Genomic DNA, 14,260 nt, shown 5'->3' with positions numbered 1-14,260 from the left:
ATACTAGCACCTCTATACTATAATTGCCTTAAATTAATTAATAGATAAGGAGCGATGTCGAAATGAACCCTAAAGATGCATTAACGGAAACGATGAACACAATGAATAGTCACGTCTCTGTTCGCCAATATACTTCAGCACCTATACCAAAGCAACATTTGTTAGAAATGATCCGCGCGGGACAAAGCGCTTCTTCCTCTAACTTTGTTCAAGCATATTCCATCATTCGTATTACAGACCTAGAAAAAAGGGAGAAAATTGCCGAATACTCAAGGAATCAGCATGTGAAAGAAGCTTCGGAATTTCTTTTATTTTGTGGTGATTTAAAACGATTGGAACATGCTTGTATGAAACATGGAGTAGCAATGGAGCATGATAATCTTGAAAACTTTCTTGTCACTACCATTGACACAGCTTTAATGGCACAAAATATTATCGTTGCTGCAGAATCACTTGGTTATGGTGGTTGTTATATTGGCGGCGTGCGAAATAATCCGAAGCAAATCGGGGAAATTGTCGGATTACCGGATAAAGTATTCCCTTTATTTGGATTATGTTTAGGCACACCCTCCATCATCAACGACGTAAAACCTCGACTCCCTGTAGATGCTATTCTTCATGAGAATACATACCATGAGGAAAAATATGAAGATATACTGGAGGAATACGATCAAACAATAAGCGATTATTATCAGTCTAGAGCTAGTAATAATAAAAATATAGGCTGGACTGAAACGATGGCCGATTTCATGAGAAATAAAAGAAGAACCCATATGCGAGAATATATGAAAAGCAAAGGCTTTAATTTGCCATAATTAGGGGTAAATCTCTTGTCCCAATCACCACTACTTTGACTATCATAACTTTCGGCACTTGCAACCTGTCCCCCTGACTCCATATGATTAGACTTATATCTGAAAATTCGATACATTATATATAAGCCACTTAATTATTTGGAGGTTATTATATGAGCGAACTAGTTAAAGGTCAATTTGCTAGAACAAGAAAAGCTTTATCACAAGCGTTAGAAGGTATTTCGTCCGAAGTTTTAGAAATTGTTCCAGAAGGATTCAACAACAATATTCATTGGCAAGTCGGTCATATCCTGGTCGTAACCGAGCACTTTTTCTTCAAAGGTCAGGAAAAGATTCCAGCAAATTATAACGAAATTTTTGGACCTAGTACAAAACCAGATGACTGGACAGGTGATATTCCTAAAGTAGAAACCTTAATCGAGCAATTAAACGAGCAACTGGTACGTATTAAAGAGATTCCTAGCGAAGCATTTAATCAAAAACTCCCAAAGAGATTCCTAGGTAATGAGACTTATGGAGAATTGGCTGCAACGGGGGCTTTCCATGAGGCAATGCATTTAGGTCAAATTCAATCATTGAAGCGAGTTGTTGAAGCTACTAAAGTAAAGTAAGGATGTATGAAAATAACCGCCAATGCCTTGGCGGTTATTCGTCCTATCCCCACGTCTCCCCTATTTCGTTTTCAATTCCAAAGGTACTTTTATCACTTCTTCTAATTCTTCTCCATTAAGCACTTTTTCCACTGTAGAAACTGCTTCTTGTCCCATAAGGTTAGGTTGTTGTGCAATCGTCGCGGTAAGTTCACCAGCTTGAACAGAAGCTAATGCATCTTCTACTCCATCAAAACCAATGACAACGATATCTTTACCTGCCGCTTTAATTGCTTCTATAGCTCCAAGGGCCATCTCATCATTATGTGCAAACACCGCTTGAATATCGCCTTTTCCTTGCAACGTGTTTTCCATGACGGTTAATCCTTTCGTCCGATCAAAGTCTGCTGGTTGACTTGCCACAATATCAAGCTGTTTATCCGCAATATGATGGAATCCTTCTCCACGTTCTCTTGTTGCAGATGCACCTGCAATACCTTGAATTTCTGCTACTTTTGCACCTTCACCAAGTTGTTCCAAAATAAAGTCAGCTGCCATTTCTCCACCAGCTACGTTATCTGAAGTAATGAGTGTTTCTACTTCCCCGTTATCTGCGGAGCGATCAATCGTGATAACAGGAATACCCGCATTATTTGCTGATTGTACGGCAGAAGAAACTGCTGCAGAATCGGTCGGGTTAATTAAAAGAACATCCACGTTTTGTTGAATTAAATCTTCAATCCCACTAATCTCTGTTGCAGCGTCATCTTGAGCATTAACAACGATAATCTCATATCCTTTTTCCTCCGCATCCGCAACAATGGCGTCACGAAGCGAAACAAAGAACGGGTTATTCAATGTTGAAATACTTAATCCGATTTTTACATTTTCATCTTCACCTAAACCATCCTTGACAAACGGACTTTCCATGGAACATGCTGTTAAAAAGACCATCATCAAAACCATCGCAATTGTGACTAGCTTTTTCATTCTTTTCACCTCTTATGATCTCTTTCTGTCTATTAATACTGCAATTAAGATAACGACACCTTTTACCACTTGTTGATAGAAAGATGAAATACCGAGTAAGTTCATCGCATTATTCAAAATACCGATAATTAAAACCCCGATAAACGTACCTGCAATACGTCCTTTACCACCTGCAAGACTTGTACCACCAATAACAACTGCGGCAATAGCATCCATTTCATACGCTTGGCCTGCTGTTGGCTGTGCTGAGTTCAAACGTGAAGTTAGAATCATACCAGCTAATCCTGCCATCATTCCACTAATGGAATAAATCAGAACTTTCACTCGATCTACTTTAATACCGGAAATAAGTGCAGCTTTTTCATTTCCACCAAGAGCATACGTTTTACGTCCAAATGCCATTTTATGAAGCATGAACCATAATACAATAAACGCAAGAATCATCGTTACCGCTGGAACAGGAATACCTAGAAAATATCCTTTACCGAACAATTGAAATGCATAGGAATCTCCAAGTCCAGTAATTGGTTTACCTCCTGTGTAGACAAGAGTTAATCCCCGGAAAATAGTCATCGTTGCAAGGGTTACAATAAATGGAGCCAATTTTCCTTTTGCAATTAACACACCATTAAGCGCTCCAAACACCGCCCCAAGTATTGTACCAATAATAATGGCAAGAATCGGATCTATTCCAGCTACCATCATTCCAGCTGAAAGAGCACTCGTTAAAGCGAGGATTGACCCTACGGATAAATCAATTCCACCAGTCAAAATAACAAAAGTCATACCGAACGCAATCAAACCATTGATAGATATTTGTCGTAATAGATTCATAATGTTGGCCGGATCCATAAATGATGGATTTAATATCGTAACAACGACGATCAGACCGACTAACGCCAATAGAGGAAGAAATTTATTCCAAATCGTTGATAGCTTTGCTGTTTTCACTTTAATTACCCCCTGTAGCAAACGTCATAATTTTTTCTTGTGTTGCTTCTTCTCTAGCTAATTCACCAGAGATCTTCCCCTCATGAATAACTAGAATTCTATCACTCATCCCCAACACTTCAGGAAGATCTGAAGAAACCATGATGATTGCGAGTCCTCGTTCGGTTAACTCATTCATTAAATTATAAATTTCACGTTTCGCACCAACATCGATTCCTCTGGTAGGCTCGTCCATAATTAAAACTTTAGGAGAAGTACCAACCCACTTAGCTATTACTACCTTTTGTTGATTTCCCCCTGATAGATTACCAGCCTTCGTTTCTTGGGACTCCATTTTTACTTTTAATCGTTCCACCATCATTTTTACAAACTGTTTCTCACCCTTTGCTTTCACAACGCCATTTGGGGCAAAACTTTCTAAATTCGTTAAAGCTATATTTTCACGTATGGAGAAATCTAGAACTAGCCCCTCATCTTTTCTATCCTCTGTAATAAAAGCTAAGCCTTGTTTTGCAGCACTTGATGGATTTTTAATAGAAATGGGGTTTCCATTCATGATTATTTCTCCACGATCGTAAGGGTCAATCCCGAATAATGCACGCATAATCTCGGTTCGTCCTGCACCCATCAAACCAGATATCCCGAGTATTTCTCCTTCCTTTATGGAAAAATGAATATCTTCAAAAACGCCTTCTCTTGTTAACCCGTTTACTTCCATAACCGTTTCCCCGTATTTAGGGTTTCGTTCTGGATATCTATCTTCTAACTCACGCCCAACCATTTGCTTCACAATTTCATCAAAGGAAGTATCTTTAATGAACGAGGTTGCCACAGATACACCATCACGCATGACCGTAATACGATCACATATTTCAAAGATTTCTTCCATTCGATGAGAAATATAGACAAGGGAAACACCAGTTGCAGTAAGCTCCTTCATAATTTGGAACAACAATCTAATTTCTCTATCCGTTAAAGCAGCAGTTGGTTCATCCATGATAATTACTTCTGCATCAAGCATCAGTGCTTTTGCTATTTCGATCATTTGTTGCTCACCGACAGAACATGTTCCAGCTTCTTTATTTAACGGAATAGAAATATTCAACCGTTTAAAAACGCCTTCTGCTAACGTTTTCATTTCCTTCTCTTTTAAAACACCTAGTGCATTTCGTTTCTCTTTTCCAATAAATAAATTTTCCAAAACAGTCATTTGTGGCCAAATATTTAATTCTTGTCTAATAAAAGCAAGTCCAGCTTCTTCTGCTTGTTTTGAATCACTAAACACGGTTTCCTTTCCATCAATCGTAATCTTTCCTTGATCCTGATGGAAAAGCCCCGTTAAAATATTCATTAACGTTGACTTTCCTGCTCCATTTTCACCCATTAGCGCATGAATTTCCCCAGGCTCTAATTCAAAATCTACTCCTTCGAGAACCTTATTAGCTCCAAAAGCTTTGTGAATATTTTCCATCAAAATTCGCATATCAATCACCCCTCTTTTTATAAAAAAGACTTCGTCAGCGGGGGTTTTCCTTCATCCCCCACTGATGTTAGTCGCACTTATCGGAACTTTACGGGCATTAAGACTCCCGCCTACCTCCTTTGTTTCTCCAGAAGCCTGAGGTAGAAGTCTTACTGTCCGTTTAGGTGGGAGAAAAAGACACCAGCATGTAATATACAATTAGAATATGCAGTGATTTCTCCTGTTCGAATGATAGCCTTCGCATTTGCTGTCAGTTGTTTAAACTGCTCATGTTTCACATATTCCATATCGTGACCAAAAAACATTTTCATAAATTCATGTTGATTTGGATTAGTATCTTTCATTTCTTCTGCGATTGTCACCTTTTCAATAACCATGTCATCCACGACTGCTTTTACTACCTCCTGAAAAGAAGGCGTACCAGGTGTAAGTGCTAAATCTATTTTTAATACTCCATCTGGAACGGGTAGACCCGCATCGCCAATAACGATGGTATCGGTATGACCCAGATCGACTAATACTTTTGCTATATTGCTATTTAAAATGCCATTCTTTTTCATTGTTTAAAAATTCCCTTCCACTTCTTCTCTAGTTGGCATACCACCTTGTGCTCCAAACTTCGTAATCGAAATGGATGCTGCACGATTCGCGAATCGCAGTGCCTCCTTTATTGTTTTCCCTTCCGCAACAGCAACTGCAAAAGCTGCATTAAATGTATCCCCAGCTCCCGTAGTATCCACTGCTTCTACAACAAAGGACGGAACAACTTCCTCGCATTCTCCATTAAAATAACGAACTCCATTTTTTCCTTCTGTAATTAATAGCTTATTTGGATAACGAGCGAGTACCTCGGAACGATTCTCCTCCCCAAACATAACAGTAAACTCATGTTCATTCGGTGTAAGATATGTTGCAGATTCAATAACGTTATCGCTTATCTTCCGTGCGGGAGCGGGATTCAGTAACCATTTTTTATTAAATTGATTGCAAAAATCTGCAATGTATTCAACCGTTTCCTCTGGAATTTCTTGTTGTACCATGATCATATCTGCTTCCTTTAGAATAGAATCAGCTTTTTCCAAATAGGATGGTGTGACCTCATCATTTGCACCTTTTACAAAGATAATGCTGTTATCTCCTTCAGCAAGCGTGATATGTGCTGTACCAGAAGATAAATGTGGAACGGGTTCCACATGGTTTACAGAAACACCATTTTTCTTTAAATTATCAAGTATTTCCTTACCAAATGCATCCTTTCCAACTCGGCCAATCATGGATACATTAGCACCCAGTCTTGCTGCAGCTACGGCTTGATTGGCTCCCTTCCCTCCAGGAACAGTCTGAAACGATTCTCCAATTAGTGTTTCTCCAGCTTTTGGCCTTTTATCAGCTGTAACGACTAAATCCATAGAGGAACTTCCAACAACTACAATATTTACCATCTTAATCTCCTACCTTTCTTGTGGACTCTCTTTCCACAAATTGAACGGGTAACTTACAATGTATATTCGGTAAAACTTCCTGTTTTACTTTTTTAATAATGATTTCCGCAGCTTTAGCGCCCATTTCATACGCAGGCTGACGAATCGTTGATAATCCCGGATAAACGATTTCACATATAGAAATATCATCGAATCCAATGATTTGTACATCCTCTGGAATCCTTCGACCAGTACGCTGTGCTTCATTCATGACGGCAACTGCAACGATATCATTACAGGCAAGAATTCCATTTGTGTTCGGGTATTTGTCAAACAATGTTTTCACTGAATTGCTTGCCCCTTGGAACGAAAGCTTGGAATCGAATACATTTATCTTCACACCAGCCTGCCTTAACGTTTGAAACGAAGAAACAAACCGCTCATAAACAGGCTTCACTTCTACCGGGCCTCTTATAATGGTGATTTCCTTACAGCCAAGCTCTACTATCTTCCGAGCAGCTAACTTGCCTCCTTCAAACTGGTCTGCATACACAGCAGGCAAACTCTCTATCGTTCGATCTAGCAAAACTACTGGTATATTTAGGTTTTTCAACATATCACTGTGAGCCTCATTAACAGAAGCAATAATACCCACAACATTATGTTGGATAAACGTATCAAGGTAGTCAATTTCCTGCTCTAAATGCTCATCGCTATTACCAATAATCAATCGATAGCCTTCTTCCCGAAGTTGATCTTCCACTCCCCTAGCCAACGCTGGAAAAAATGGATTCGTTATATCTGGAAGTATTAATCCTATCAATTTTGACTTTTGCTTAAATAATGACCTAGCCACTTCATTCGGTTTATAATTTAATTTATGAATCGCATCTAATACCGCTTTTCTCGTATCTTCATGCGCATAACCACTATTATTCAGTACCCGTGATACCGTAGCAGCTGAAACTCCAGCTTCTTTCGCCACATCACGAATCGTTATCGCCATATCCATCCTTCTCCTATCCGGAACCGGTTACATATTTATTTTAACATGTTTATTTTTAAATGTCGAGATGGATCCTTGGGAACCTGTTTCTATGATCTTTAAGCAATTAAAATCAATCACATGTAGCTGCTTCCAAAATTGTAACCATCTCCATAAATTCTAATAAAATATTTTAATCTTGTTGACATCTGATTATGAATTTTTAAGGAGTGTGTGTTATGCCAGCCATTATTGGAAGTGAATATATCAATCGAATCGACCGCCTTCAAACGGAAGTATGGGTAGATGATCACTCTGTCACTGGAAAAATTTCTGAGCATCCAGCATTTAAAGGGGTTATGAGAAGTCAAGCAGAGTTATATGACCTGCAACATGAAAAGGCATTACAAGATAGGATGACATACCCTTCTCCGTTAACGGAACATCGGGTAGGAATGTCTTATTTGCAACCTAAAACGAAAGAGGATCTAATGAAAAGACGCAACATGATTCAACAATGGGCCCAATCCACTAATGGCATGATGGGAAGAAGTCCGGATTATATGAATACCGTGGTGACGGCACTTGCATCTTCTGCAAACTTTTTAAAAGGAAAAGAAAACTGTTTTCCCGAACATCTAGTATCTTTTTATGAATATGCCCGCGAAAAAGATTTATCCATGACACATACATTTGTAAATCCTCAAGTCAATCGTGGACAGTTTTACTTTGAAGATTTAGACGATGGGCCAATTGCCGCAAAAGTCGTGGATGAAAACGATGAAGGCATTATCATCAAGGGAGCACGGCTATTGGCAACACAGGGTGGGATAACAGACGAAATCGTGGTGTTATCAAATGGCGGAGTACAAGATAAGGCCAATGGTTTTGCATTTGCTATCCCAAATAATACAAAGGGACTGAGATTTATCTGTAGAGAGTCATTTGTTGGTGGGGATTCTACATTTAACTATCCATTAAGTTCCCGTTATGAAGAAATGGATACCCTTGTAGTCTTTGATAACGTGCTTGTTCCGTGGGAGCGTGTGTTTTATTATAACAATATAGAAGTCTCCAATACTTTCATTACTGCTAGTTCATTTCTTCCGCTTACATTGCACCAATCCGTATCCAGACAGATTGTGAAAATCGAATTTGTCCTAGGTGTGGTTCAATCCATCATTGATACAATCCATATTGGTGAATACCAGCACGTTCAGGAAAAGGCGTCTGAAATCATTGTTGCATTGGAAACGATGAAGGCATTGGTTATCAAATCGGAAGTGGAAGCTGAACTGGATGAATGGGGATTTATAAGACCCGATCGAAAAACGTTACAAGTAGCTAGTGTTGTATTCCCACGTGTCTATGCAAGATTCAGTGAAATTATCCAGCAACTTGGGGCTAGTGGATTAATGTCCATCCCAACAGAACAAGCATTTCAATCATCACTTAGGGGAGATTTGGATCAATATTTGCAATCGAAAGCCGATGATGCTGAATCACGTGTTAAGATTTTCCGCCTAGCTTGGGATATGACAATGAGCGCTTTCGGCACACGCGAGATCCAGTATGAACGCTTTTTCTTTGGTGATCCAATTCGGTTAACCAGTATGTTGTATTTTTCATATGATAAGGAACCTTATGTGAAGCGGGTGAAGGATTTGTTGGAAATGGATTAATTTTGAATCTGGCTATCGTGCCAGATTCTTTATTTTTAGCTAGGGGAACCATGTGGATAGGTCTATTCCTCCAATCAAAGCTTTCTAAAAACAAAGAGTAGTGTTTTACAATGCGAAAAACACTGCTACATTAATTGGGACGGGGAAAGATAAGTCCTCTGATACATTTTCCAAATGCTGTTTTTACACAAATTAGTTTAATTTCGTAAAGAAGACTTCCATCAGTAGGGGTTTTCCTTCATCCCCCCATAACAGAGACAGAACCCTTAACGCCATAACCATTGACTTAACAAATCCTTAAAATATATGATAGGGTACGTTCAATTAATAAAGCGTAAGGAGTATTTCATGAAAAACAAGTCGATACTTATCATCATGTTCATTTCTATCATTGTGTTTTTTTCCATTACATTTATTTTTACAGGAGAAAAGGGAACTAACTACGATCAGAATATTGTAAATTGGGTTTATGATATCTCGACAACGACAATCGTTAAAATAATGAATGTTATTTCCCTAATAGGGGCTAGTGAAGTAATTTTATTCATTACATTGGTCATTGCCGCTCTCTTTGTATTAAAAAAAGATTGGTATCACACGATATTCTTTTTATCATTATCAGTTGGTGGAGTGGTTTTAAACTTTCTTCTAAAAATATTATTTCACAGGGAGCGTCCGGGTAACGATGTTAGTAACATCGAAGTATTCAACTTTTCACTGGAAATCCCATCCTATAGTTTCCCTAGTGGTCATACGATGAGAAGCACCATTTTACTTTTGTTTCTATTATATCTCGTATTTCGTTTAATAAAAGGTAATTTACTAAAAACGGTTTTATCCATAATCGGTGTATTTCTAATTATAGGCGTAGCGTTAAGCCGCTTGTTCCTAGAAGCACATTATTTATCTGATACAATCGGTGCCGTTAGTATTTCAGTTGCTTGGTTTTGTTTAGTATATCTAATCGTGAAAAAATACGACCATCAGGAAAAAATAAGTCCCTTTTACTATCGTTCGCGGTAAATAGAACCAGAGGGGCAGGACCCTTCCCAATCTCAATAAATGGTAAATTCAAATATAACTATCCGGATTTCAGTATGAGTCTGGGTAGTTATTTTATTGAAAAAGGTTGAGAATGAGTTGTCGTTTAAACGGAATGTAGATCCGGTGAGTACTTGTCGGGAGAATGAGTTACCTTTTAAAGTTAAAAAATTTTTCAAAAAAAATTAACCGTGCTATCAGGGAAGCACCGAAAGTAAATCTTACTAGCAATACAATGGGTTTTTGTCATTTCTCTAAAAGCAACTACAAAGTCACCTCTATTAACTAGGGTATGATATACTTCCAAAAGACATCTCCCCCGAAAGAAGGTATCGAAATGAAAATAGATGCACCTAAAATAGCTCATGATTTAATACCTAGAAATTTTGCGGATATTTATAATGAGATAGATCCAGAATTTGAAATGAGTCTTATCACGGATTCTGAGTTTTCCAATGAAACCCTTGAACGAGTACGATTATACAATTGTGTAATTAAAAACTGCAAATTCATGAATACCGACTTCAGCAGAATCGATATTACCGATGTGCGCTTTGAAAATTGCGATCTTTCCAATACAAATCTAGGCAATGCTTTTATGAATAGAGTCGAATTCCATAATTGCAAACTTCTTGGGAGCAATCTAACCGAGTCGTACATTGGCAATGTTAAGTTTAAAGATTCCATTTTAAATATGGCGATGTTTGGGAATTCAAAGTTAGAGAAATTAATATTTGAAGATGTATCATTAGAAAGTGCCGACTTTTATGATTGTAAACTAAAAAAAGTTGAATTCCTTTCTTGTAATTTGAATAGGGCAAGTTTTGAGGATACATCATTAAAAGGAATCGATATAAGCTCATCATATTTTGAGACTTTAATTGTTTCTATTGATAATTTGAGAGGGTGCCAAGTATCTTCCCTTCAAGCCATCCAGTTTGCATCGTTATTGGGATTGAAGATTAAAGATTGATGATGGGCACATGAAGTCAATCGGCGGATTATGGTAAAAGGAGCTGTGCATCAACAGCTCCTCCTTTCATCATCAATAATCCTTTTGCTTAGGAGCTGGATATCAGCAGACATGTGCTTGACATCAGTAGTCAGCACTAGTTTATCAGCAGGTCGGACGATTGATATCGGTAATCGGCACCCGGATATCAGCAGTCGGACGCTTTTTATCAGCATTCAGCTCTCGGATATCAGTAGTCATGCGCTTGATATCGGTAATTGGCACTGAGATATCAGCAGACATACGCTTGATATCAGTATTCGGCGCAAACCGCAAATCGAGTGGCGGGGTCTAGACATTCCTGTGGATCTACGTCAATATTCCTCCTGCTCCCCTTCTTTAACAGAAGCTGTCGCGGAAATATCTTCTTCTTCCACTCTTTGGAATCCTTTATCTAATTGTCCAGCGTTTTCAATATCTCCAGAAGTTTTGTATCCAGCAACTTCAGCATTGGATGTTGTTCCATAAAGCTCCATGCCGCCAAGTTTTACGTTAATCTTTTCATTTAATTTCTCTTTGTTGTTATTTGTCATTGTGAGCACCTCCTATTGGTAATGTATCCTAATGGGTAAAAATTATTGATCATGATAGATTAATTTTTTTCCTCCAATTCAGGCGAATCAGCTGAAGCAACCAAGAAGGATAGAATGATGGAAACGATGACCACAAGAAATGGTGCAATAAAAATTAAAAAATCCTCGAACATAAGGGGTGTCACTCCTATTTTTTATACTTTCCCTGTACATATTCCTTATTAAATAAAAACAATTTAAATACGAGATACAACGACGGGAGGAGCAATGCAAATCCCAGAATAAAAACGACAACTAGAGAAATAGCCATGGCACGGTTGGTAAATCCTTCATGGATGGTCAAAATCGGATAGAGTATATATGGATAATGGGATATGCCGTATGCATAAAAAGCAAACATAAATTGCCCAATCAAAAGCCAAACCGCTGTTCCATAGTTTTTTCGATTCCAAATGAACCAAACGGTTAAGATCCATAAAAGGAAGGATACCGCAAACATCCACCACAGGTTAACGATTCGCTCATAATGCTCCGGGTTATGAAAACTCAACTCATAGACAATTCCACCAGCGGTAATGATGAGTGGCAATGCCCAAATTAACGCATACTTTCGCATTAGATTGGTTGCTTCTACATCCCCCGTTTGATTGGCATACCACGTAAGAAAAACAGCCGAAATATACAATACTGCTACAATACTTAACACAACAATGGACCATGATAACGGGCTAGTAAAAAGCGCCGCGTAATCTAACACTGGACTCCCATTAGTTAGATAAACGAATCCTCCTTCTGATATCGCCAGAACAGTCGATAAGGAGGCCGGAATTAATAACCCTGTTAATCCATACATAAATGCATAACCTTTATGCCCCCTAGAGCTATATGTCTCAAACGCATAATAAGATCCCCTAATGGCCAAAAGGATTAATCCGATACTCCCCGGAACAAGAAAAATCGTTCCAATGTAATAAGCAGTCTGTGGGAAGAAGCCAACGATACCGACGAAAAAGAAAACAAAGAACACATTGGTAATTTCCCAAACTGGAGATAAATACTGTTGAATAATTCTTGATAAAATATGTTGCTTCCCTGTGATAATACTATACGCATTAAAAAATCCCGCACCATAATCAATGGATCCGATAATGACATAACCGAAGAGAAATGTCCAAAGCACTGTTATTCCTAAAATTTCTAAACTCATGGTGAATCATTCCCTTTTAGTTCTACTTCAATTGGATTATTTTTAAAGATTCGGCGTAACACTACAACGGTTCCGACCCCTAAAACGATATACAAAAGAGCAAATAAAACAATCATGACATTGACATAATCACTGGATGTTGCCGCTTCTTCTACCGTCATAATCCCCCGTAATATCCATGGCTGCCTTCCCATTTCAGCTAACCACCAGCCAAATTCCATTGCAAGAAAGGCTAATGGTCCACTTAATACAATCAGCCAGCGAAAGAATGTAGATTTTACAAAGGCCCAGTGACGTCTAATCCCCATCCAATAAATAAGGGAAAGAACCAAAAGAAACACACCAATTGTCACCATGGAATCAAAGAAGTAATGGATAATCAGAGGTGGGGTTTCTTCTGGGTCAAATTCATTCAATCCTATCACATCCGCTGTCGGGTTACTATGCGCGAGAATACTTAGCATATAGGGAACCTTAATAGCATAGTGAACTTCTTGATTTTCATCCAAGAAACCATACATGAGTAAAGGTGCTTCTCCCTCGGTTTCAAAGTGCCATTCAGCTGCAGCTAATTTTTCTGGTTGGTATTCAGCAAGAAGTTTCCCGGAAAAATCACCAATAACAGCAGATGCAATAGAAAAAATCAGTCCAATTTTCATCGTTAAGTATAGAGCTTTTTTATAATAGACATGTCTAGAACCTTTTAATAACTTAAATGCGGTAATCGATGCTAATAAAAATGCGGCAGTCATATAGGCGGTTGCCACGACATGAGATACTTTCGTTGGCATGGCCGGATTAAACATGGCCGCAACCGGATTCGCGTGAACAAGTGCGCCATTCACCATCTCAAATCCTGTCGGTGTGTTCATAAACGAATTGACAATCGTAATAAAAAAAGCAGACATTCCACCACCAATGGCAACTGGAATTAATAATAAAAAGTGTTTTCTCTGATCATCAAAGCGATCCCACGTATAGGCATAGATTCCTAAGAAAATCGCTTCAAAGAAAAAGGCAAAGGTCTCCATAAATAGCGGTAAGGCGATAATCTGTCCCGCTATTTCCATGAAATTTGGCCAAAGTAGTGAAAGTTGAAGTCCAATAATCGTACCGGTCACAACCCCAACCGCTACTGTCACCATGTAACCACGCGACCAGCGCCTCGCCATGATGATATAATGTTCATCTTTTTTTCGAATTCCAATCCAGTGTGCAATCATAATAAACAAGGGCACGCCAACCCCAATGGTTGCATAGATGATGTGAAAAGTAAGAGTCATTAATGTTAAAAATCTGCTAGCCAACACTGGATCTTCAAATAGCATGTTCGTGAATCCTCCTTTAACCTACACGCATAACTTTCGAGTATATTTCTCCATAGATGTAGTTTGTACGAGTATTCATTAATTATCCATGGGGACTTAAGTCACTTATCGGCGGACATTTGAACATATTTTTAAAAACTTGGACTGGAGCGAGGAACTTCCCTTTTGGTGTATGAAATAAGCCATTTTGTGAAACATAACAATTGGTGCATAAAAGAAAGG

15 protein-coding genes are annotated in these 14,260 nt (G+C 38.5%); 5 read left to right on the top strand and 10 right to left on the bottom strand.

Going from position 1 to position 14,260, the window contains the following annotated elements:
* Window positions 1-62 precede the first annotated feature (62 nt).
* Window positions 63-815: an oxygen-insensitive NADPH nitroreductase gene (gene nfsA / locus ACFQ18_RS04320; RefSeq protein ID WP_047185981.1), complete on the top strand. Its 753-nt coding sequence runs from the start codon at window positions 63-65 to the stop codon at window positions 813-815.
* Window positions 816-967: 152 nt separating this feature from the next.
* Complete coding sequence (locus tag ACFQ18_RS04315) at window positions 968-1,426, top strand: DinB family protein (RefSeq protein ID WP_145523602.1); 459 nt, start codon at window positions 968-970, stop codon at window positions 1,424-1,426.
* 60 nt (window positions 1,427-1,486) lie between these two features.
* Here the strand turns inward: ACFQ18_RS04315 and rbsB are convergent, their stop codons facing one another.
* The 6 genes from rbsB to ACFQ18_RS04285 form a co-directional block, all read right to left on the bottom strand.
* Entirely contained in the window at window positions 1,487-2,395 is a 909-nt protein-coding gene (rbsB, locus tag ACFQ18_RS04310; RefSeq protein WP_047185979.1) for a ribose ABC transporter substrate-binding protein RbsB, read from the bottom strand.
* Between the two features lie 12 nt (window positions 2,396-2,407).
* Complete coding sequence (locus ACFQ18_RS04305; RefSeq protein WP_370447411.1) at window positions 2,408-3,346, bottom strand: ABC transporter permease subunit; 939 nt, start codon at window positions 3,344-3,346, stop codon at window positions 2,408-2,410.
* A 1-nt stretch (window position 3,347) separates the two neighbouring features.
* Window positions 3,348-4,829, bottom strand: a complete 1,482-nt coding sequence (locus ACFQ18_RS04300; RefSeq protein ID WP_204797710.1) for a sugar ABC transporter ATP-binding protein — start codon at window positions 4,827-4,829, stop codon at window positions 3,348-3,350.
* 149 nt (window positions 4,830-4,978) lie between these two features.
* On the bottom strand, window positions 4,979-5,389 hold the full coding sequence (gene rbsD / locus ACFQ18_RS04295; protein ID WP_047185977.1) for a D-ribose pyranase: 411 nt from the start codon (window positions 5,387-5,389) through the stop codon (window positions 4,979-4,981).
* A gap of 3 nt (window positions 5,390-5,392) precedes the next feature.
* Window positions 5,393-6,271 carry a ribokinase gene (gene rbsK, locus ACFQ18_RS04290; RefSeq protein ID WP_047185976.1) on the bottom strand — a complete coding sequence of 293 codons (879 nt, stop codon included), beginning with the start codon at window positions 6,269-6,271 and terminating at the stop codon, window positions 5,393-5,395.
* A 1-nt stretch (window position 6,272) separates the two neighbouring features.
* The gene (locus ACFQ18_RS04285; protein WP_060667686.1) at window positions 6,273-7,256 is read right to left on the bottom strand and encodes a LacI family DNA-binding transcriptional regulator; all 984 of its coding nucleotides are present in this window, start codon (window positions 7,254-7,256) and stop codon (window positions 6,273-6,275) included.
* Between the two features lie 218 nt (window positions 7,257-7,474).
* Between ACFQ18_RS04285 and hpaB the strand changes: the two genes are divergently transcribed.
* From hpaB to ACFQ18_RS04270, 3 genes are all read left to right on the top strand, one after another.
* Window positions 7,475-8,917, top strand: coding sequence for a 4-hydroxyphenylacetate 3-monooxygenase, oxygenase component (gene hpaB, locus ACFQ18_RS04280; RefSeq protein ID WP_204797711.1), 1,443 nt, complete (start codon window positions 7,475-7,477; stop codon window positions 8,915-8,917).
* Window positions 8,918-9,265: 348 nt separating this feature from the next.
* Complete coding sequence (locus ACFQ18_RS04275; protein ID WP_204797712.1) at window positions 9,266-9,940, top strand: phosphatase PAP2 family protein; 675 nt, start codon at window positions 9,266-9,268, stop codon at window positions 9,938-9,940.
* Window positions 9,941-10,295: 355 nt separating this feature from the next.
* The gene (locus ACFQ18_RS04270; protein WP_047185972.1) at window positions 10,296-10,931 is read left to right on the top strand and encodes a pentapeptide repeat-containing protein; all 636 of its coding nucleotides are present in this window, start codon (window positions 10,296-10,298) and stop codon (window positions 10,929-10,931) included.
* A gap of 353 nt (window positions 10,932-11,284) precedes the next feature.
* On the opposite strand, the gene ACFQ18_RS04265 is transcribed toward ACFQ18_RS04270, so the two are convergent.
* The 4 genes from ACFQ18_RS04265 to ACFQ18_RS04250 are packed head-to-tail and all read right to left on the bottom strand — an operon-like array spanning window position 11,285 to window position 14,038.
* Entirely contained in the window at window positions 11,285-11,503 is a 219-nt protein-coding gene (locus ACFQ18_RS04265; RefSeq protein WP_047185971.1) for a hypothetical protein, read from the bottom strand.
* 59 nt (window positions 11,504-11,562) lie between these two features.
* Window positions 11,563-11,676 carry a cytochrome bd oxidase small subunit CydS gene (gene cydS / locus ACFQ18_RS04260; protein WP_371690282.1) on the bottom strand — a complete coding sequence of 38 codons (114 nt, stop codon included), beginning with the start codon at window positions 11,674-11,676 and terminating at the stop codon, window positions 11,563-11,565.
* A 14-nt stretch (window positions 11,677-11,690) separates the two neighbouring features.
* Entirely contained in the window at window positions 11,691-12,710 is a 1,020-nt protein-coding gene (locus tag ACFQ18_RS04255; protein WP_145523598.1) for a cytochrome d ubiquinol oxidase subunit II, read from the bottom strand.
* Window positions 12,707-14,038 (bottom strand): cytochrome ubiquinol oxidase subunit I, encoded by a 1,332-nt coding sequence (locus ACFQ18_RS04250; RefSeq protein ID WP_204797713.1) that lies wholly within the window; start codon window positions 14,036-14,038, stop codon window positions 12,707-12,709. Before ACFQ18_RS04250 ends, ACFQ18_RS04255 begins: the two co-directional genes overlap by 4 nt.
* Window positions 14,039-14,260 lie beyond the last annotated feature (222 nt).

Source organism: Oceanobacillus caeni (assembly GCF_042678465.1).
Classification (GTDB): domain Bacteria; phylum Bacillota; class Bacilli; order Bacillales; family Amphibacillaceae; genus Oceanobacillus; species Oceanobacillus caeni.
The sequence above is the reverse complement of the archived record's forward strand: the minus strand, read 5'-3'. Positions and strand labels throughout refer to the sequence as shown.